The 19473-nt window shown below is 64.3% G+C and carries 15 protein-coding genes; all 15 read left to right on the top strand.

The features are described from left to right. Positions 1-28 precede the first annotated feature (28 nt). The 15 genes from AC0L3D_RS17130 (at position 29) to recN (ending at position 19259) form a co-directional block, all read left to right on the top strand. Positions 29-1486 carry a UDP-N-acetylmuramoyl-L-alanyl-D-glutamate--2,6-diaminopimelate ligase gene (locus tag AC0L3D_RS17130; protein ID WP_023798734.1) on the top strand — a complete coding sequence of 486 codons (1458 nt, stop codon included), beginning with the start codon at positions 29-31 and terminating at the stop codon, positions 1484-1486. Beyond that, positions 1483-2916 carry a UDP-N-acetylmuramoylalanyl-D-glutamyl-2,6-diaminopimelate--D-alanyl-D-alanine ligase gene (locus AC0L3D_RS17125; protein WP_473628210.1) on the top strand — a complete coding sequence of 478 codons (1434 nt, stop codon included), beginning with the start codon at positions 1483-1485 and terminating at the stop codon, positions 2914-2916. The genes AC0L3D_RS17130 and AC0L3D_RS17125 overlap by 4 nt, the downstream gene beginning before the upstream one ends. 24 nt (positions 2917-2940) lie before the next feature. After that, entirely contained in the window at positions 2941-4023 is a 1083-nt protein-coding gene (gene mraY / locus AC0L3D_RS17120) for a phospho-N-acetylmuramoyl-pentapeptide-transferase (protein WP_023798736.1), read from the top strand. Positions 4024-4031: 8 nt separating this feature from the next. Beyond that, positions 4032-5435, top strand: a complete 1404-nt coding sequence (gene murD, locus AC0L3D_RS17115; protein WP_473479910.1) for a UDP-N-acetylmuramoyl-L-alanine--D-glutamate ligase — start codon at positions 4032-4034, stop codon at positions 5433-5435. After that, complete coding sequence (gene ftsW, locus AC0L3D_RS17110) at positions 5435-6586, top strand: putative lipid II flippase FtsW (RefSeq protein ID WP_023798738.1); 1152 nt, start codon at positions 5435-5437, stop codon at positions 6584-6586. Before murD ends, ftsW begins: the two co-directional genes overlap by 1 nt. Before the next feature lies 1 nt (position 6587). After that, positions 6588-7715, top strand: a complete 1128-nt coding sequence (murG, locus tag AC0L3D_RS17105; protein ID WP_473479908.1) for an undecaprenyldiphospho-muramoylpentapeptide beta-N-acetylglucosaminyltransferase — start codon at positions 6588-6590, stop codon at positions 7713-7715. Beyond that, positions 7712-9118, top strand: coding sequence for a UDP-N-acetylmuramate--L-alanine ligase (gene murC / locus AC0L3D_RS17100; protein WP_473628208.1), 1407 nt, complete (start codon positions 7712-7714; stop codon positions 9116-9118). The genes murG and murC overlap by 4 nt, the downstream gene beginning before the upstream one ends. Then, positions 9115-10080, top strand: coding sequence for a UDP-N-acetylmuramate dehydrogenase (gene murB, locus AC0L3D_RS17095; protein ID WP_287259792.1), 966 nt, complete (start codon positions 9115-9117; stop codon positions 10078-10080). The genes murC and murB overlap by 4 nt, the downstream gene beginning before the upstream one ends. A gap of 303 nt (positions 10081-10383) precedes the next feature. Beyond that, positions 10384-11310, top strand: coding sequence for a D-alanine--D-alanine ligase (locus AC0L3D_RS17090; protein ID WP_473628207.1), 927 nt, complete (start codon positions 10384-10386; stop codon positions 11308-11310). Further along, complete coding sequence (locus AC0L3D_RS17085) at positions 11298-12239, top strand: cell division protein FtsQ/DivIB (protein WP_473628205.1); 942 nt, start codon at positions 11298-11300, stop codon at positions 12237-12239. The genes AC0L3D_RS17090 and AC0L3D_RS17085 overlap by 13 nt, the downstream gene beginning before the upstream one ends. Continuing rightward, positions 12236-13543, top strand: coding sequence for a cell division protein FtsA (ftsA, locus tag AC0L3D_RS17080; RefSeq protein ID WP_473479900.1), 1308 nt, complete (start codon positions 12236-12238; stop codon positions 13541-13543). The genes AC0L3D_RS17085 and ftsA overlap by 4 nt, the downstream gene beginning before the upstream one ends. A 67-nt stretch (positions 13544-13610) precedes the next feature. Next, positions 13611-15269 carry a cell division protein FtsZ gene (gene ftsZ / locus AC0L3D_RS17075; protein WP_023798745.1) on the top strand — a complete coding sequence of 553 codons (1659 nt, stop codon included), beginning with the start codon at positions 13611-13613 and terminating at the stop codon, positions 15267-15269. A gap of 273 nt (positions 15270-15542) precedes the next feature. Continuing rightward, positions 15543-16490: a UDP-3-O-acyl-N-acetylglucosamine deacetylase gene (gene lpxC / locus AC0L3D_RS17070; RefSeq protein ID WP_128246414.1), complete on the top strand. Its 948-nt coding sequence runs from the start codon at positions 15543-15545 to the stop codon at positions 16488-16490. Positions 16491-16705: 215 nt separating this feature from the next. After that, positions 16706-17575, top strand: coding sequence for an outer membrane protein assembly factor BamD (locus AC0L3D_RS17065; RefSeq protein WP_128174186.1), 870 nt, complete (start codon positions 16706-16708; stop codon positions 17573-17575). A gap of 13 nt (positions 17576-17588) precedes the next feature. Further along, a complete protein-coding gene (gene recN, locus AC0L3D_RS17060; RefSeq protein WP_473628204.1) occupies positions 17589-19259 on the top strand; it encodes a DNA repair protein RecN in 1671 nt (556 codons plus the stop codon). Positions 19260-19473 lie beyond the last annotated feature (214 nt).

The raw sequence follows: 19473 nt of genomic DNA, 5'->3' as shown, positions 1-19473 counted from the left end.
GCTATTTTGTTGCTATGAACGGGGTTCGATGAAGCTGAAAGACCTAGCCGGTATCCTGCCTGTCGAGGGGACAGCTTCCTTCGATACGGAGGTTACCGGGATTTCTTCGGATTCCCGCCAGGTAGGACCGGGCGTGGTCTTCTTCGCGCTCGCTGGCACCAAGACCGATGGCGCGGCCTATTCCGCCGATGCCGCCAAGCGCGGCGCCGCAGCGATCGTGACCGGCAAGGGCAGCGGCGCCGTCACCGGACTGCCGGTGCCGGTTTTCGCCGTCGACGATCCGCGCCTGGCGCTGGCGCTGAGTGCGGCCCGCTACTTCGGCAGGCAGCCGCAAACCATGGTCGCGGTGACCGGCACCAGCGGCAAGACATCGGTTGCGGCTTTCACCAGGCAGATCTGGGAGCAGTCAGGCTTTGCCGCTGCTTCGATCGGCACGACCGGCGTGGTGGCGCCGGGCCGCAACGAGTACGGCTCGCTGACCACCCCCGACCCGGTCGACCTGCACAGGCTGCTGCGCGAACTGGCGGATGCCGGCGTCACCCACGCATCGATGGAGGCCTCCAGCCATGGTCTCGATCAGCGCCGGCTTGACGGCGTGAAACTCGCAGCCGGCGGGTTCACCAATCTCGGCCGCGATCATATGGACTATCATCCGACAGTCGAGGACTATCATCGCGCCAAGCTGCGCCTGTTCGACGCGCTGCTGCCGAAGGGCGCGCCGGCCGTCATCTTTGCCGACGATCCCTGGTCGGAGCCGACGATCCAGGCGGCAAGGGCCGCGGGACTGGATGTGCTGACGGTCGGCCGCCACGGCGAGTTCCTGACACTGAAGCGGGTCGAGCACGAGCGCCACCGCCAGCGTGCCGAGGTGGAAGTCGATGGCGTTCTCCACGAGATCGACCTGCCGCTGGCCGGCGATTTCCAGATCGCCAATGCCCTGGTTTCGGCGGGCCTCGCCATTTCTACTGGAACACCTGCCGCCAAAGCCCTGATGGCGTTGGAGAAATTGAAGGGCGCCCCGGGCCGGCTGGACCTTGTTGGCACCGCTGCCAACGGTGCGCCGGTCTATGTCGATTACGCGCACAAGCCGGACGCGCTGGAAAACGTGTTGGCTTCGGTGCGGCCGTTCACCACCGGCCGCGTCATCGTCGTGTTCGGCTGCGGCGGCGACCGCGACCGTGGCAAGCGTCCGATCATGGGCGAGATCGCCACGCGGCTCGCCGATGTCGTAATCGTCACCGACGACAATCCGCGCTCGGAAGTGCCCGAAACGATCCGTGCCGCGATTCTTGCCGCTGCACCCGGCGGCATCGAGATCGGTGACCGGCGCAAGGCGATCCACGAGGCAGTCGCCATGCTCCATGCCGGCGATACGCTGATCGTGGCCGGCAAGGGGCATGAGGAAGGCCAGACCGTCGGCGCCGAGACGCTGCATTTTTCCGACCATGAGGAAGTCCGCGCCGCGCTCCAGGAGCACGCCGCATGAGCTTCCTGTGGACGTCAGAGGATCTCGTCGCCGCCATGGGCGGACGACCGCTCGGTCCGATGCCGGAGGGTATCGGCGGCATCTCGATCGACAGCCGCAGCCTTGAGCCGGGCGATGCTTTCTTCGCGATCAAGGGCGAGGCGATGGACGGCCATGATTTCGCGACCGCCGCCATCAAGGCCGGCGCCGGCGTGCTGGTCGTCGCTGAGGGCAAGTTGCCGTCGCTCGGGCGGCTGACGGCGCCGATGATCGTCGTGCAGGACGTCTTGGCCGCGCTGGAAAAGCTGGGGCTGGCCGCGCGCGCGCGCTCCAATGCCAAGATCATCGCGGTGACCGGTTCGGCGGGCAAGACCACCACCAAGGAAGCGCTGCGCCATGTGCTGTCCGTAGTCGGCAAGGTGCACGCATCGGCGCAGTCTTTCAACAACCACTGGGGTGTGCCGCTGACGCTGGCGCGGCTGCCTGTGGATTGCGACTATGCCGTGTTCGAGATCGGCATGAACCATCCTGACGAGGTCCGGCCACTGGCCAGGATGGTCCGGCCGCATGTCGCCATCGTCACGCTGATCGCCGCGGCACATCTCGGCTTCTTCCGCAACCTGGACGAGATCGCCAGGGCCAAGGCCGAGATTTTCGAAGGACTGGAACCGGACGGCGCCGTCCTTCTCAACCGCGACGACCCGCGCTGGAAGCTTCTGGACAAGATGGCGAGAGCCGCCGGCGTCGAGCACATCTACGGCTTTGGCGAGAATGCCCGTGCGACCTTCAAGCTGCTGGCATGCGCGCTGCATGCCGATCATTCCGTCATCACTGCCAAGATCGGCGGTCAGGAGATCACCGCCAGGGTCGGCGCGCCGGGCCGACACATGGTGCAGAATGTGCTGGCCGTGCTGGGCGCCGCGCACCTGGTCGGCGCCGAAATAGCCAGGGTGGCGCTGGCGCTGGCCGATCTTTCGGCCGAACGCGGACGCGGCAAGCGCCATGTGCTGCGCCACCCGAAAGGTCCGATCACGCTGATCGACGAGAGCTACAACGCCAATCCGGCGTCGATGAGCGCAGCGATGGCGCTGCTCAACGCGACGCCGGTGTCGGGCGAAGGCAGGCGTATCGCGGTGCTCGGCGACATGCTCGAGCTCGGCGACCATTCGGCGAAGCTGCACGCTGCCCTTGCCGATCTCATCGTCGGCACCGACACGCGCACGGTGTTTCTTGCCGGCCCGCAAATGCGGGCGCTGGCCGATATCCTGCCTGATGAGATCGAGACAGAATATCGCGCCGGCGCAGAGGATCTGAAACTGGTGCTTCTGTCGGCGCTGAAGCCGGGCGACGTGGTGATGATCAAATCGTCGAAAGGCATCGGATTTTCCAAACTGGTCGACGCACTGCTCAGCAAATTTCCGGCGGCAGCCGCAACCGCCAAACAGACCTAGAGCCAGGTCCGGGGACCGAATCGCATGTTCACACTGCTCGTCGAATTCGCGGACAAGATCTCCGTCTTCAACGTCTTCCGCTACATAACCTTCCGCACCGGCGGCGCGCTGATCACCGCGGCGCTGATCGTCTTCATCTTCGGCCCGGCCATCATCAATTCGCTGAGGCTGCGGCAGGGCAAGGGCCAGCCGATCCGTGCCGACGGGCCGCAGACGCATTTCAAGAAAGCCGGCACGCCGACCATGGGCGGGCTGATGATCCTGTGCGGCATCATCGGCTCGTCGCTGCTATGGGCGAACCTGTCCAGCATCTATGTCTGGGTGGTGCTGCTGGTGACCCTGGGTTTCGGCTCGATCGGGTTCTACGACGATTATCTCAAGGTGACGAAGCAATCGCATCTCGGCTTTTCCGGCAAGGCGCGGCTGGGGCTTGAATTCGTCATCGCCGGCATCGCCGCCTGGGTGATCATGCACAACGGCCAGGCGCCGTTCTCGTCGTCTCTGACCTTCCCCTTCGCCAAGGAGTTCCTCATCAATCTCGGCTGGTTCTTCATCCCGTTCTCGTGCTTCGTCATCGTCGGCGCCGGCAACGCGGTGAACCTGACCGATGGCCTCGACGGCCTTGCGATCGTGCCGATCATGATCGCGGCGGCGTCCTTCGGCGTCATCGCCTACCTGTCCGGCAATGCGGTGTTCGCCGAGTATTTGCAGATCCATTTCGTGCCCGGCACCGGTGAATTGGCGGTGGTCCTCGGCGCAGTGATCGGCGCCGGCCTCGGCTTCCTGTGGTTCAACGCACCGCCGGCGGCGATCTTCATGGGCGATACCGGCTCGCTGGCGCTTGGCGGCCTGATCGGCACGGTTGCGGTTGCCACCAAGCACGAGATCGTGCTGGTCATCGTCGGCGGCCTGTTCGTTGTCGAGATCCTGTCGGTCATCATCCAGGTCGGCTACTTCAAGATGACCGGCAAGCGGGTATTCCTGATGGCGCCGATCCACCATCATTTCGAAAAGCTCGGCTGGACCGAAAGCCAGGTGGTGATCCGCTTCTGGATCATCGCCGTCATCCTGGCGCTGGTCGGCCTGTCGACCCTCAAGCTGCGATAGGAGGCCGCTTGATCCCCGCCGCATCCTTCGCAGGCAAGCGCGTTTCACTCTTCGGGCTCGGCGGCTCGGGGATCGCCACTGCGCGCGCGTTGATCGAGGGCGGGGCGGAGGTGCTCGCCTGGGACGACAATCCCGGCAGTGTCGCCAATGCCGCGGCCGTCGGTATCGCGACCGGCGACCTGCGTGGCGCCGACTGGGCGAAATTCTCGGCCTTCGTGCTGTCGCCCGGCGTGCCGCTGACGCATCCGAAGCCGCACTGGACAGTGGAACTGGCGCGCGCTTCAGGCGTCGAGATCATTGGCGACATCGAGCTGTTCTGCCGGCAGCGGACCTTGCTGGCGCCGGCTGCACCCTTCGTCGCCATAACCGGCACCAACGGCAAATCGACGACCACGGCGCTGACGGCGCATATCCTGAAATCGGCCGGATGCGACACGCAGATGGGCGGCAATATCGGCCGCGCGGTGATGACGCTCGATCCGCCGGAGCCGGGGCGGCATTATGTCGTGGAATGCTCGTCCTACCAGATAGACCTGGCGCCCTCGATCAATCCGACTGCCGGCGTCCTGCTCAACCTGACGCCCGATCATCTCGACCGTCATGGGACGATGCAGCACTACGCCGCGATCAAGGAGCGGCTGACGGCCGGCAGCGAAACGGCCATCGTCGGCGTCGACGATTCCTGGTGCGCCCAGCTCGCCGACCGGCTGGAGCGGGCAGGCCGGCACGTCATTCGCATTTCGAAGCGCCTGCCGCTGACCGACGGCTATTTCGCCGAGGGCACCGATCTGATGGAGGCGGTGCACGGCCGTTACAGCCGGGTCGCCTTTCTCGAAGGCATCGGCTCGCTGCGCGGCCAGCACAATGCGCAGAATGCGCTGGCCGCTCTCGCCGCCTGCCTCAAGGTCGGGCTCGATCTGGGCGAGATCCAGTCGGGGCTGGAGAGCTTTCCCGGGCTGGCGCACCGTATGGAGCAGGTCGGCCGCAAGGGCCATGTGCTGTTCATCAACGATTCCAAGGCGACCAATGCCGATGCGGCTGCGCCCGCATTGTCCTCCTTTTCGCGCATCTACTGGATCGCCGGCGGGTTGCCGAAAGAGGGTGGCATCGAGCCGTTGCGCGGCCTCTTTCCGCGCATCGCCAAGGCCTATCTGATCGGCGAGGCCGCACCAGCCTTCTCGGCGACGCTTGGCGAGGCGGTGCCCTACGAGATCTCCGGCACTCTGGCGGCAGCTGTCGAGCATGCGGCAAGCGACGCGGCCAGGGACGACTGCAACGGCGAGGTGGTGGTGCTGCTTTCACCGGCCTGCGCCAGTTTCGACCAGTTCAAGAATTTCGAAGTGCGCGGCGAAGCCTTCAGGCAAGCTGCGAGCACTATTGATGGCGTGAAGCTCATCGGAGGGGCACGATAATGCAAAGCCGTCTCGACAAAAGCCCGGTTGCCACTTGGTGGTGGACGATCGATCGCTGGTTCCTGGCTGCGTTCCTGTCGCTGATGGGGCTCGGCATCGTGCTGTCCTTCGCGGCAAGCCCGGCGGTGGCCCAGCGCATCGGCCTGGACAGTTTCCACTTCGCCACGAGGCAGATCATCTTCACCATTCCCGCACTTGGCGTGATGCTGGCCGTCTCCTTCCTGGAATCGCGGCAGATCAGGCGCATGGCCCTGGCGATGCTGTGCATCACGCTGGTGCTGATGTTGGCGGTGCTCTACATCGGCGTCGAGGTGAAGGGCGCGCGTCGCTGGGTGTCGCTCGCCGGGGTGTCGCTGCAGCCGTCGGAATTCCTGAAGCCTGCCTTCGTCGTCATCTGCGCCTGGCTGTTTGCCGAACACAAGCGCCAGCCCGACATTCCAGGCAATCTGTTCGCCATGCTGCTGCTGGCCCTCGTCATCTCGCTGCTGGTGGCGCAGCCCGATTTCGGCCAGACCATGCTGGTGCTCGGCACCTGGGGGGTGATGTTCTTCATGGCCGGACTGCCATGGCTGTGGATCATCGCGCTGGGCGCTGTCGGCATCGGCGGCGTGTTTGCCGCCTATACCGTGTTCCCGCATGTCGCCGGCCGCATCGATCGCTTCATGACCGGCGAGGGCGACACGTTCCAGGTGGACATGGGCCGCGATGCGCTGATCAATGGCGGCTGGTTCGGCGTCGGTCCGGGCGAGGGCACCGTCAAGCGGGTGATACCCGACAGCCATGCCGATTTCGTCTACTCGGTGGCCGGCGAGGAGTTCGGACTGATCATGTGCTTCTTCATCATGATCATCTTCGCCTTCATCGTGCTGCGCGGCCTCGGCACCGCGCTCAAGGAGCAGGACGATTTCACACGCTATGCGGTCGGCGGCCTGGTCACGGTCTTCGGTCTGCAGTCGGTCATCAACATGGCCGTCAATCTGCAGCTGATGCCGGCCAAGGGCATGACCTTGCCGTTCATCTCCTATGGCGGCTCTTCGCAGATCGCCATCGCCATCTCGATGGGCATGGTGCTGGCGCTGACGCGCAAGCGGCCGGAAAAGCGCAAGCAGTTGGGCTTCGCGCCGTCGCAGCGCGCCATGCCGGCGGAGTGAAATGTCGAGGGGCGCGATCCTTTTGGCGGCCGGCGGCACGGGCGGGCATCTCTTCCCGGCCGAGGCGCTGGCGCACGAGCTGATCAGGCGCGGCTGGACGGTGCATCTGGCCGCCGATGATCGTGCCGAGCGTTTTGCCGGCCAGTTCCCGGCCGCGGGTATCCATCCGATCCAGTCGGCGACCATCGGCTCGAAAAATCCTTTCGCCGTGCTCGCCGCCTTCTGGAAGATCTGGGGCGGCGTGCGGCAGGCATCGGCCGTGATCGGTCGGGTCAAGCCAGCCGTGGTGGTCGGTTTCGGCGGCTATCCGACGCTACCGCCGCTCTATGCGGCGACGCGGCGCAAGGTGCCGACGCTGATCCACGAGCAGAACGCGGTGATGGGGCGCGCCAACCGGGCGCTCGCCGGCCGTGTCGATGCCATCGCCGGCGGGTTTTTGCCAGAAGATTCAACCGCTGCAGGCGCCAAGACGGTGACGACCGGCAATCCGGTCAGGCCGCAAGTGCTGGAGGCGGCAAAGACGCCCTATGCGGCGTCGACCGGGGAGCAGCGGTTCCGCTTCCTGGTGTTCGGCGGCAGCCAGGGCGCACAGTTCTTTTCCGATGCGGTGCCGGCGGCGGTTCGACAGCTTTCCGATGCACAACGCGGGCGGCTTGATATCACCCAGCAGGCGCGTGCCGACGATGTCGAGCGGGTGAAGGCGGCCTATGCCGCCCTTGGCGTCGAGGCTGAGGTGTCGCCCTTCTTCACCGACATGGCGGCGCGCATGGCTGCGGCGCATCTGGTGATGTCGCGGTCCGGCGCATCGACCGTATCGGAAATCGCGGTGATCGGCCGGCCGGCGCTGCTGGTGCCCTATCCGCATGCGCTCGACCACGACCAGGCGGCCAATGCCGCGGCATTGGCCGCGGCAGGCGGCGCCGAAGTGCATCCGCAATCGACGCTTTCGTCCGAGCGCATAGCCGCGCTCGTCGGAGCGCTGATGGACGATCCGGAGCGGCTGACCACGATGGCAGCGGCGGCGAAATCGGCCGGAAAACCGGACGCGGCACGGTTGCTCGCCGATCTGACAGAGGCTATTGCGTCGAAGAAAAGCGTATCGGAATTCAGGAAGGAGACGCACGTATGAAGATGCCGCAGACGATCGGCCTCGTGCATTTCATCGGCATCGGCGGTATCGGCATGAGCGGCATCGCCGAGGTGCTGCATAATCTCGGCTACCAGGTGCAAGGGTCCGACCAGGCCGACAGCGCCAATGTGCAGCGGCTGCGCGACAAGGGCATCGAGTGCTTCGTCGGTCACCATGCCGACAATATCGGCGATGCCGAAGTGGTCGTCGTCTCGACGGCGATCAAGAAATCCAATCCGGAGCTGAAGGCGGCACGCGAGAAACTGCTTCCCATCGTCCGTCGCGCCGAGATGCTGGCGGAACTGATGCGCTTCCGGCAGGCGGTGGCCATCGGCGGCACGCATGGCAAGACGACGACGACCTCGATGGTGGCGACGCTGCTCGAGGCCGGCGGGCTCGATCCGACCGTGATCAATGGCGGCATCATCAATGCCTACGGCACCAACGCCCGCATGGGCGATGGCGAATGGATGGTGGTGGAGGCCGATGAGAGCGACGGCACGTTCCTGAAGCTGCCGGCCGAGATTGCCGTCGTCACCAACATCGATCCCGAACATCTCGACCATTACGGCTCCTTCGACAAGGTGCGCGAGGCCTTTCGCCAGTTCGTCGAAAACGTGCCGTTCTACGGCTTCGGCGTCATGTGCACCGACCATCCGGAGGTGCAGGCGCTGGTCAGCCGCATCGAGGACCGGCGCGTCATCACCTATGGCGAGAACGCACAGGCCGACGTGCGTTTCATCAATCACCGCATGGATGGCCCGACCTCGGAATTCGACGTGGTGATCCGCGACCGCAAGACCGGCGGCCAGTCGACGATATCAGGCCTGCGCCTGCCGATGCCCGGCCGTCACAACGTCGCCAATGCGACGGCGGCGATCGCCGTCGCGCATGAGCTCGGCCTTTCGGCCGAGGCGATCAGGAAGGGCCTGTCGTCCTTCGCCGGCGTCAAGCGGCGCTTCACCCGTACCGGTTCGTGGAACGGCGTCGATGTGTTCGATGATTACGGCCACCATCCGGTCGAGATCACGGCGGTTCTCAAGGCGGCGCGCGATGCCACCAAGGGCCGCGTCATCGCGATTGCCCAGCCACACCGCTTCACCCGGCTTCACGACCTGTTCGACGAGTTTTCCGTCTGCTTCAACGATGCCGACACGGTGATGGTGGCGCCGGTCTATGCGGCAGGCGAAGAGCCGATCGACGGGGTGACGTCCGAGGCATTGGTGTCGCGCATCCGCTCCGGCGGCCATCGCGACGCGCGCTACATCGAAGGCCCCACGGCGATTGCGCCGGTTATCCGCGACCTGGCCAAACCAGGCGATTTCATCGTCTTCCTCGGTGCCGGCAACATCACGCAATGGGCCTACGCGCTGCCCAGGGACCTCGGCGGTACTGCCTCATGATGCGTGGCCAGGCATTGATCGACAAGCTTGGCGGCCGGCTTGCCGGCCTGCGCGGCCGCATCACGCCCAATGCCGAGATGGACAAGATCACCTGGTTCCGCGCCGGCGGGCTGGCCGACGCGCTGTTCCAGCCGGCCGACGAAGACGATCTCGCTGCGTTCCTGGGGGCAGTGCCCGAAGAGATACCGCTGACCACCGTCGGTATCGGCTCGAACCTGCTTGTGCGTGACGGCGGTATTGCGGGCTTCGTCATCCGGCTTTCGGCCAAGGGCTTTGGCGAAGCCGAAGTGACTGCGCCAACCACAATCAAGGCGGGTGCGGCGACGCCCGACAAACGCCTTGCCGCTGTCGCCTATCAGGCTGGCATAGGCGGCTTTGAGTTCTACCACGGCATTCCGGGCGCCATCGGCGGTGCGCTGAGGATGAATGCCGGCGCCAATGGCGTCGAGACGCGCGAGCGTGTTGTCGAGGTGCGGGCGCTCGACCGCAAGGGCAATGTGCATACGCTGAGCAACGCCGATATGGGCTACGCCTATCGCCATTCGGCAGCACCTGCCGGGCTGATCTTCACATCAGCGGTGTTCGAAGGCGTTTTGGCAGACAAGGCCGCGATCAAGGCGGCAATGGACGCCGTCCAGCATCATCGCGAGACCGTGCAGCCGATCCGCGAAAAGACCGGCGGCTCGACCTTCAAGAATCCGGAGGGCACCTCGGCCTGGAAGGAGATTGACAGAGCGGGCTGTCGGGGGCTGATGATCGGCGGTGCGCAGATGTCGCCGATGCATTGCAACTTCATGATCAACACGGGAACCGCCACCGGCTACGACCTTGAATATCTTGGCGAGACAGTGCGCGCGCGCGTGCTCGAACGGTCGGGCATCCGGCTGCATTGGGAAATCAAGCGCATCGGCAAATTCCGGCCAGGGCACGAGGTCCAGGAATTCCTCGGACAGTTGCTGTAAGGACTCAACAACACAGTTTTCGCGGCCGTTTTTGCGGAAAGTGAATCTCGCGGAATCGTAAGGACTTGCCAGCGATTCAACTCTCTGATTCTCTGCCCTGAAGCGTTTCCTGATTTGAGTCGTTTCGACGCGTCACCAGCGTTTTTCCGTCAGGGGCTGCCTGCCGGGAGGCTTGGGGACTCGATGTTGCAGAAATCGTCAGAGCAGGGAGTGCTCCGAGCGTTTGAGTGTATGGCCCTTTCCGGGGCGTGTGAGATGCAGACCCGCAGTGAAAGGGCCCGCCGTGATAGGGAATGACGGGAAATGAAAAGCAAGCACGTGGCCGTCCTTCTGGGTGGATTCTCGTCCGAGCGGCCCGTGTCCTTGTCTTCGGGGAAAGCCTGTGCCGATGCGCTCGAGACGGAAGGCTACCAGGTCACTCGCGTCGACGTCTCGCGCGATGTTGGATCGGTGCTGGCCGAGCTCAAGCCTGATGTTGCCTTCAATGCGCTGCATGGTCCTTTCGGCGAGGACGGCACCATCCAGGGCATCCTCGAATATCTTGCCATCCCCTACACCCATTCCGGCGTGCTCGCCTCGGCGCTTGCCATGAACAAGGAGCAAGCCAAGAAGATCGCCAAGTCTGTCGGCATTCCGGTCGCCGAATCGAAGGTGGTCAATCGCTTCGCCATCCAGAACAAGCACCCGATGAAGCCGCCTTACGTCGTCAAGCCGGTCAATGAGGGGTCGAGCTTCGGTGTCGTCATCGTGCACGAAGGGCAGTCGCATCCGCCGCAGGTCATCGGTTCGTCCGACTGGAAGTATGGCGATACCGTCATGGCGGAGCGCTATGTGCACGGGCGGGAGTTGACCTGCGCGGTGATGAGCGATGTGGCGCTCGGCGTCTGCGAGATCATCCCGACCGGCCATTCCTTCTACGACTATGATTCAAAATACGTCGCGGGCGGATCAAAACACGAATGCCCTGCAAAAATTTCACCGAATATTTACCAAAAAATACAGACACTGACGCTCAGGGCTCACCAAGCCATCGGCTGCCGGGGCGTTTCCCGGTCGGACTTCCGTTATGATGATCGACACTCCGAGAACGGCGAAATTGTCTGGCTCGAGGTCAACACTCAGCCCGGCATGACGCCGACATCCTTGGTGCCTGAGATCGCCGCGCAGGCGGGACACTCGTTCGGCGATTTGTTGAGTTGGATGGTGGAGGACGCTTCGTGTCTGCGTTGAGGTGGGGACAGGGCAAGGGGAAGGGCGCGACCGGGCCGACGCTGTTCGGCGTGGCGTTGTCGTTCGACCATTTCGTGCTGCCGCGCCTGCTTCGCCGGCCGGCGCGCATGCTGGCGCGTCTGGGCGAGGACGACTTCGAGGTGCCGCCGTTTTCCGCAGCCGTGCTGTCGGCGGCGCTGCTCGTATCGGGCAGTGCCTATGGCGCCTATCTCGGCGGGCATGTCGACGCTATCGTCCAGGGCATCACCGCGCGCACGGGCTTTGCCGTCGACCAGATCAAGGTCGTCGGCAACCGCGCAACCTCCGAGATCGATATTCTCGACAGGATGCAGCTCGATGGCTGGACGTCGCTGATCGGCTTCGATGCCGAAGCCGCGCGGGAACGCATCGCCACGCTGCCCTGGGTCGAGGTTGCGGCGGTGCGCAAGGTCTATCCGCACACGCTGGAGGTGCGCATCGAGGAGCGTGAGCCCTTCGCGCTCTGGCAGCAGGGCAGCGAGCTTTCGGTCATCGAGCGCTCCGGCGCCGTGATCGCGCCATTCTCCGGCGGCAAGCAGTCGCTGCTGCCGCTGATCGTCGGCACCGGCGCCCCGGCCAAGGCGCCGGATTTCCTGGCCAGGATCAAGAAATACCCAGAGCTTGCCGCACGGATCAAAGGCTACATCCGCATCGGCGAACGACGTTGGGATCTGAAGCTGGAAAACGGCATCACGGTCAAGCTCCCCGAGGATGGCGAGGACCAGGCGATCGCCGATCTGCTCAGGATGGACCGAGAGAACGGGCTTTTGACGCGCGATATCGCCGCCGTCGACATGCGCCTTTCCGATCGCCTCGTCGTCCAGTTGACGCCGGAGGCGGCGACGCAGCGTCAGGCCGCGCTCAATGAAAAGCCGAAAATGCCGAAGCGCAAGCCGGAGACGAAGATATGAGCTGGCTTGGCGGCAACAGCGATACCTCGTCGCGCCGGTCCGGCATCATGACGGTGCTGGATGTCGGCTCGAGCAAGGTCTGCTGCGTGGTGGCCAAGCTCAAGCCGCGCGAGGACGGCATGCTGCTGCGCGGGCGCTCGCATCGCATACAGGTTATCGGCATCGGCCACCAGAAATCGCAAGGCGTGAAATCGGGTGTCGTCATCGATCTCGACAGGGCCGAGCACGCCATCCGCCTTGCCGTCGATGCCGCCGAGCGCATGGCCGGGCTGACCGTCGATTCGCTGATCGTCAACATGACGGCCGGCCGGCTGAAGAGCGAAAGCTTCTCGGCAACCATCAACCTTGGCGGCCATGAGGCGGACGAGGCCGACATCAAGCGCGTGCTTGCCGCCGGCGCCAAGCAGGCGCTGCGGGCCGAGCGAGAAGTGATCCATTCGCTTCCCGTCGGCTTTTCGCTGGACGCCGAGCGCGGCGTGCGTGATCCGCGCGGCATGGTCGGCGACCAGCTCGGCGTCGACATGCACGTGCTGACGGGTGACGCGGCACCGTTGCGCAATCTGGAGCTTTGCATCAACCGTTCGCACCTGTCGGTCGAGCGCATGGTGGCGACGCCCTATGCCAGCGGTCTTGCCGCACTGGTCGACGACGAACTCGAGATGGGCGCAGCCTGCATCGACATGGGCGGCGGCACCACGACGATCTCGATGTTTTCGGAAGGCAAGTTCGTTCATGGCGACGCCATCGCCATCGGCGGCAACCACGTTACGCTGGACATGGCCAAGGGCCTGTCAACCTCGCTCGATGCCGCCGAGAGGCTGAAAGTGATGCATGGCTCGGCGCTGCCCGGCAGTGCCGACGACCGCGACCTGGTCTCGATACAGCCGATCGGCGAGGACGGCGAGGTGCCGCTTCAGATCCCGCGTTCGGTGATGACGCGCATCATCCGGGCGCGCATCGACGAAACGCTCGAACTGTTGCGCGACCGGCTGAACAGGTCCGGCTACGGCAACGCGGCCGGCAAGCGCGTCGTGCTGACCGGCGGCGCCAGCCAGCTTTCCGGCCTGCCCGAGGCAGCGCGCCGCATTCTCGGACGCAATGTGCGCATCGGCCGTCCGCTCGGTGTAGCGGGCCTGCCGGAGGCGGCCAAGGGGCCGGCTTTCTCGACGCCAGTCGGGCTTCTGATCTACCCGCAGATGGCGAATTTCGAGAGCCATCCGGCGAAAGGAATTTCTGGTCTCAGGATGACCGGAACAGGCGGAAAACTGCATCGAATGAGTCAGTGGTTGAGAGACAGTTTTTAAATTGACGGGGACAGCCCCATAGGCGGCCGCAGCGGCGAAGCGGCGGGAAAGGCAAAGGACGGAGACAATGACCATCAATCTGCAAAAGCCGGACATCACCGAGCTGAAGCCGCGTATCACCGTGTTCGGTGTCGGCGGCGGCGGCGGCAATGCCGTCAACAACATGATCACCGCCGGCTTGCGCGGCGTCGAGTTCGTGGTGGCCAATACCGATGCGCAGGCGCTGACCATGTCCAAGGCGGATCGCCTGATCCAGCTCGGCGCGCATGTCACCGAGGGCCTGGGTGCGGGGTCGCAGCCGGAAGTCGGACGCGCCGCGGCGGAGGAATGCATCGACGAGATCGTCGATCATCTCTCCAACACCCATATGTGCTTCGTCACTGCCGGCATGGGCGGCGGCACCGGCACGGGGGCCGCGCCGGTCGTTGCACGTGCGGCGCGCGAGAAGGGGATTCTCACCGTCGGCGTCGTCACCAAGCCGTTCCATTTCGAAGGCCAGCGCCGCATGAAGACGGCGGATCTGGGCATCGAGGAATTGCAGAAATGCGTCGATACCCTCATCGTCATCCCCAACCAGAACTTGTTCCGGCTGGCCAATGACAAGACGACCTTTGCCGACGCTTTCGCCATGGCCGACCAGGTGCTCTATTCCGGCGTCGCCTGCATCACCGACCTGATGGTCAAGGAAGGGCTGATCAACCTCGACTTCGCCGACGTCCGCTCGGTCATGCGCGAGATGGGCAAGGCGATGATGGGGACGGGCGAAGCTTCCGGCGAGGGGCGCGCCATGGCCGCCGCCGAAGCCGCGATCGCCAATCCGCTGCTCGACGAGACCTCGATGAAGGGCGCCAAGGGGTTGTTGATCTCGATCACCGGCGGCCGCGACCTGACCCTGTTCGAAGTCGACGAGGCGGCGACCCGAATTCGCGAGGAGGTCGACCAGGAAGCCAACATCATCCTGGGTGCGACCTTCGACGAGGATCTCGAAGGCGTCATCCGCGTCTCGGTGGTTGCTACCGGCATCGACAAATCGGCGGCAGAAATCGCTGCCGCGCCGATCGCCATCCGCACGGCTCCGCCAAAGCCGGTCAGCCGTCCGGCCGCTCCGGTCACGGAAAGCCGTCCGGCGCCTGTCCAGCAGGGAGGCTACGAGCCGCGCGCCGCCGATCCGGTCGCCGAGGCAATCCAGCTCGCCGAGGCGAATGCGGCGGCGATGGCGCGTCCCGCGCCGGCCTCCCAGGCAGAAGATTTCCGCCCGCAGAGCAAGATCTTCCAGGCGCCGCCGGCCCAGCCGCAGCCGATGCTGCAGCCAATGGTTCAGCAAACGATGCAGCCCGCGCCGCAGCGTGAAGTGCTTCAGCCGGCAGCGCCCCAGCGCATGCCGCGCGTCGAGGACTTTCCGCCGGTGGTGAAAGCCGAGGTGGAAGCCAAAAGCCGTCCGGCCGACCACGAGAACAGCGGACCGATGGGACTGCTCAAGCGCCTGACCAACGGCCTTACCCGTCGCGAAGAAGAGCCTGCACGGCTGCAGCCGGCGCAGCCGCGCGAGCCGAAACTGCGCCAGGCGGCACCCGAAGTGCGCCGCCTTGCCAGCCAGGATCCGCAGCTTTACGCGCCACGCCGCGGCCAGTTGGACGACCAGGGCCGGCTGACGCCGCAGAGCAGGGCCGTCCAGGAAGACGATCAGCTGGAGATTCCGGCATTCCTGCGCCGCCAGGCCAACTAACCTGTTAACGGACCGTAACAGTTATTAACAGGCAGACAAGAAATTGTTTGCCTGTTAACGCTAAAAGCGCCTGTAAAACAAGGAGTTATGAGACCGTATCCGGTTCGGATCGCGGTTACAGAAAGTAAGAAACCGTGATTTGGAGACTTCCTGCCGGACCACTATCTTCGCCGCAATCAATTTCGGTTTGCTGGGATTCGGGGAAGTGGCCCTGCCTGCCGATCAAAGAGCCGCGCCCTTGGGCTTATGAAGCGGACGTAGGCAGTATGGGCTATGGGGTTTGTTTTGCACGACTATCAGACGACACTTAGATCGCGTGCGACGCTGACCGGCACCGGTGTTCACAGCGGCAATTCCGTTACCGTTCATTTCCTGCCGGCAGACGCTGATACGGGTGTCGTGTTCCAGCTTTCGAATGGAAGCGAAGTCCGGGAGTTCCGCGCGCTGGTTTCCGAGGTCGGCGCCACCGATCTGTGCACCATGCTCGGCGATCCGGCAGGCGAGCACATCGCCACAGTCGAACATCTGATGGCCACGGTTTTCGGGCTCGGCATCGACAATGTCGTCATCGAGATCGACGGCCGTGAGGTTCCGATCCTCGACGGCAGCGCCATGGCGTTCGTCGAGGCCATCGACCAGGCGGGTATCGATACGCTGCCGGTCAAGCGCCGCTACATCAGGGTGGTGAAGCCGGTTCGCATCGAGAACGGTGCCTCCTGGGCGGAGTTCAGGCCCTATGACGGCACGCGCTTCGAAATCGAGATCGATTTCGAAAGCCCGGCGATCGGCCGTCAGCTGTTTGCATCCGACATGAACGCCGACATTTTTCGCCGCGATATCGCGCGGGCGCGCACCTTTGGTTTCATGAAGGACGTCGAGCGGCTGTGGGCAGCCGGCTATGCGCTCGGCTCCTCGCTGGAAAACTCCCTGGTGATCGGTGACGACAACCGCGTGATCAACATCGGAGGCTTGCGCTATCCCAACGAATTCGTGCGCCACAAGACGATGGATGCCATGGGCGATCTGGCGCTGGCCGGCGCCCGGTTCATTGGCTGCTTCCGTTCCTATCGCGGCGGCCACAGGCTGAATGCGGCAGCGCTGCGCCGCCTTTTGTCGGACCGTTCGGCGTTCGAGATCGTCGAGACGACACGCCGCGAGCGCGGTCGCACCGTCGAAAAGAGCGCCGTCTATGCACCTGTCTACGCGCCCTGGATGATCTGATTCTTAACGTTTTTCGGGTTTTATGGCCGCCGGCCTGTGTTGCATGAATGCACCATCGGCCGGCGAAATCACGCAAGTGTGCGGGTTGCGCCAAGCTGCCACAAAAATGTGCGAATGGCCGGAGATAGCGTTGCCGGGCACGGCGATTATGGTTATGCCTGCTGCCCCAGGGCGAGATGTCGACTGAAATGACGCCGAAAGGGCGGAATCCAATCATGTTCTTCAAGCGAATTGGTCAATCGAAAGCGCCGCATCGGGCTGTTTTCCTGGCGCTTTCGGTGGTTGTTCCATCGCTGTTCCTGTCGGCCTGCATGTCGTCCGAAAAGGATGTCGACCTGTCGACCTATGTCGAGCAGACCGAGCCGGCAGACGTTCTCTACAATCAGGGCCTCGCCAATCTGAATGCCGGGCGCCTGCAGGAGGCGAGCCGCAAATTCGGTGCGGTCGACCGCCAGCATCCCTATTCCGAATACGCCCGCAAATCGATGGTGATGGGCGCCTTTGCCGACTATCGCCAAGGCAACTATACCGAGGCGATCGGTTCGGCCAAGCGCTATCTCACGCTCTATCCGTCGACCGACGACGCTGCCTATGCCCAGTATATCATCGGGCTGAGCTATTACCGGCAAATCAGGGATGTCACCCAGGATCAGAAGGAAGCGCGTCAGACCGTGCAAACGATGCAGGATCTGGTGACGCGCTGGCCCGATTCCGAATATGTCGACGACGCCAAGGAAAAGATCCGCTTCGCCAACGACCAACTCGCCGGCAAGGAGATGCAGATCGGCCGCTATTATCTCGAGCGCCGTGAATACATCGCCGCCGTCAAGCGGTTCCGCGTCGTGGTGGAGACCTATTCCAACACGCGCCATGTCGAGGAAGCGCTCGCGCGTCTTACCGAAACCTACTACGCGATGGGGCTGACATCGGAAGCGCAGACTGCCGCTGCTGTGCTCGGCACCAACTATCCCGACAGCGTGTGGTACAAGGATTCCTACAAGCTCCTGCAGACTGGTGGGCTCGAGCCGCGCGAGAATGCGGGCTCGTGGATCGCCAAGGCCGGGAAGCTGATCACCGGCGCCTGAGCGGCGCGTCACCATGCTTTCCAGACTGTCGATCCGCGATATCGTTCTGATCGAGAAGCTGGACATCGACTTCTCGTCCGGTCTCTCGGTGCTGACCGGCGAAACCGGCGCTGGAAAATCCATCCTGCTCGACGCGCTGTCGCTGGCGCTTGGCGCCCGCGGTGACGCCTCGCTGGTGCGGCATGGCGCAGCACAGGGCCAAGTCATCGCCGTGTTCGACGTGCCGCGCAACCATCCTGCCCGCATGCTGCTTGCCGACAACGCTATCGAGGACGATGGCGACATCATCCTGCGCCGCGTGCAGACGGCGGATGGCCGTACCCGCGTCTTCGTCAACGACCAGCCTTCCAGCGTGACACTGATGCGCGATGTCGGTCACGCGCTGGTCGAGATCCACGGCCAGCATGACGAGCGTGCCTTGGTCGATCCCGGTGCCCATCGCGAATTGCTCGACAGTTTTGGCGGTCATCTCGGCGCTGTGCGGGCGACCGGCGAGGCATGGCGGTACTGGCGGGCCTGCGAACTGGAACTTTCGCGGCATCGTGCCAAGGTGGAAGCGGCGGCCCGCGAGGCCGACTATCTGCGCGCCGCGGTCGCCGAATTGACGAAGCTCGATCCCCAGCCAGGCGAGGAAGCCGACCTCGCCGAGTTGCGCGCCTCGATGATGCGGGCGGAAAAGATCGCCTCGGAAATCCACGATGCGCAAGATGTGCTCTCGGGCCCGTCTTCGCCCCTGCCGCAACTCGCCAGCCTGTTGCGACGGCTGCAGCGCAAGGTGACCGAGGCGCCCGGCCTGCTCGACGACGTGGTCAAATCGCTCGATGAGGCGATGCTGTCGCTCGACGCAGCGCAATCGGGCGTGGAAGCGGCACTTCGCGCCACCGAGTACGATCCGCGGCGGCTGGAACAGGCCGAGGAGCGGCTGTTTTCGCTGCGCGCCGCCTCACGCAAGCACAGTGTGGCGGTCGACGATCTGGCGCAATTGCGCGATACGATGGCCGCCGATCTCGCCGATCTCGACGCCGGCGAGGAGCGCCTGCACGGGCTGCAGAAGCAGGCCGCCGCCGCGTGCGAGACCTATGACATTTCCGCTGCCCAGCTTTCGTCGCTTCGCCATGCGGCGGCGGTCGGGTTGACCAGGGCGGTGATGGCCGAACTGCCGGCGCTGAAGCTCGAACGGGCAGCCTTCATCGTCGAGATGGCAAGCGAGGCCGAGAGCCGCATGGAAGACGGCATCGATCAGGTCGAGTTCTGGGTGCGCACCAATCCCGGCACAAGACCGGGCCCGATGATGAAAGTCGCCTCCGGAGGCGAACTTTCGCGGTTCCTGCTGGCGCTGAAGGTGGCGCTGGCCGACCGCGGCTCGGCGCCGACCTTGGTCTTCGATGAAATCGACACCGGGGTTGGCGGCGCGGTGGCGGACGCCATCGGCCAAAGGCTGGCACGGCTGTCGAAGCGCGTGCAGGTGCTTTCGGTCACGCACGCGCCGCAAGTGGCGGCACGCGCGGCGACGCATTTCCTGATCTCCAAATCCGGCGGCGCCGATCGCGTCGCCACCGGCATCGCCGAGATGGACTGGGCGGCGCGCCAGGAAGAGATCGCGCGGATGCTTGCCGGGGCGACCATCACCGACGAGGCGCGCGCAGCGGCCGAGCGGCTGCTGCGAGAGAACACCGCGGCCTAAAGCGCGTCGCATTTGAACGGATTCATGCGACGCGCTTTAGGTTCTTGTTTTTATGCATGTCGTTATCGCAAAACCGCTGCGCACGCTCGGTTCAAGCCCGAGGGCATGCTTTTGCGCGACATGCATTAGCGGACCTCATGCTCGGCGTTGTGGATCGAGTCAGGATGTGGCTCCATCCTGCTGTTCAGCAATGATTTTCTCAAAATCCTGATCT

This window comes from Mesorhizobium sp. WSM4837 (genome assembly GCF_055811435.1).
The sequence above is the reverse complement of the archived record's forward strand: the minus strand, read 5'-3'. Positions and strand labels throughout refer to the sequence as shown.

What these genes read in the sequence shown, in the direction of transcription:
- murC (WP_473628208.1), top strand. Translation starts at nt 7,712, where the DNA reads ATGAAGATGCCGCAGACGATCGGCCTCGTGCATTTCATCGGCATCGGC.
- AC0L3D_RS17065 (WP_128174186.1), top strand. Translation starts at nt 16,706, where the DNA reads ATGTTCTTCAAGCGAATTGGTCAATCGAAAGCGCCGCATCGGGCTGTT.
- ftsA (WP_473479900.1), top strand. Translation starts at nt 12,236, where the DNA reads ATGAGCTGGCTTGGCGGCAACAGCGATACCTCGTCGCGCCGGTCCGGC.
- recN (WP_473628204.1), top strand. Translation starts at nt 17,589, where the DNA reads ATGCTTTCCAGACTGTCGATCCGCGATATCGTTCTGATCGAGAAGCTG.
- murB (WP_287259792.1), top strand. Translation starts at nt 9,115, where the DNA reads ATGATGCGTGGCCAGGCATTGATCGACAAGCTTGGCGGCCGGCTTGCC.
- ftsW (WP_023798738.1), top strand. Translation starts at nt 5,435, where the DNA reads ATGCAAAGCCGTCTCGACAAAAGCCCGGTTGCCACTTGGTGGTGGACG.
- AC0L3D_RS17125 (WP_473628210.1), top strand. Translation starts at nt 1,483, where the DNA reads ATGAGCTTCCTGTGGACGTCAGAGGATCTCGTCGCCGCCATGGGCGGA.
- murG (WP_473479908.1), top strand. Translation starts at nt 6,588, where the DNA reads ATGTCGAGGGGCGCGATCCTTTTGGCGGCCGGCGGCACGGGCGGGCAT.
- AC0L3D_RS17130 (WP_023798734.1), top strand. Translation starts at nt 29, where the DNA reads ATGAAGCTGAAAGACCTAGCCGGTATCCTGCCTGTCGAGGGGACAGCT.
- AC0L3D_RS17090 (WP_473628207.1), top strand. Translation starts at nt 10,384, where the DNA reads ATGAAAAGCAAGCACGTGGCCGTCCTTCTGGGTGGATTCTCGTCCGAG.
- lpxC (WP_128246414.1), top strand. Translation starts at nt 15,543, where the DNA reads ATGGGGTTTGTTTTGCACGACTATCAGACGACACTTAGATCGCGTGCG.
- ftsZ (WP_023798745.1), top strand. Translation starts at nt 13,611, where the DNA reads ATGACCATCAATCTGCAAAAGCCGGACATCACCGAGCTGAAGCCGCGT.
- mraY (WP_023798736.1), top strand. Translation starts at nt 2,941, where the DNA reads ATGTTCACACTGCTCGTCGAATTCGCGGACAAGATCTCCGTCTTCAAC.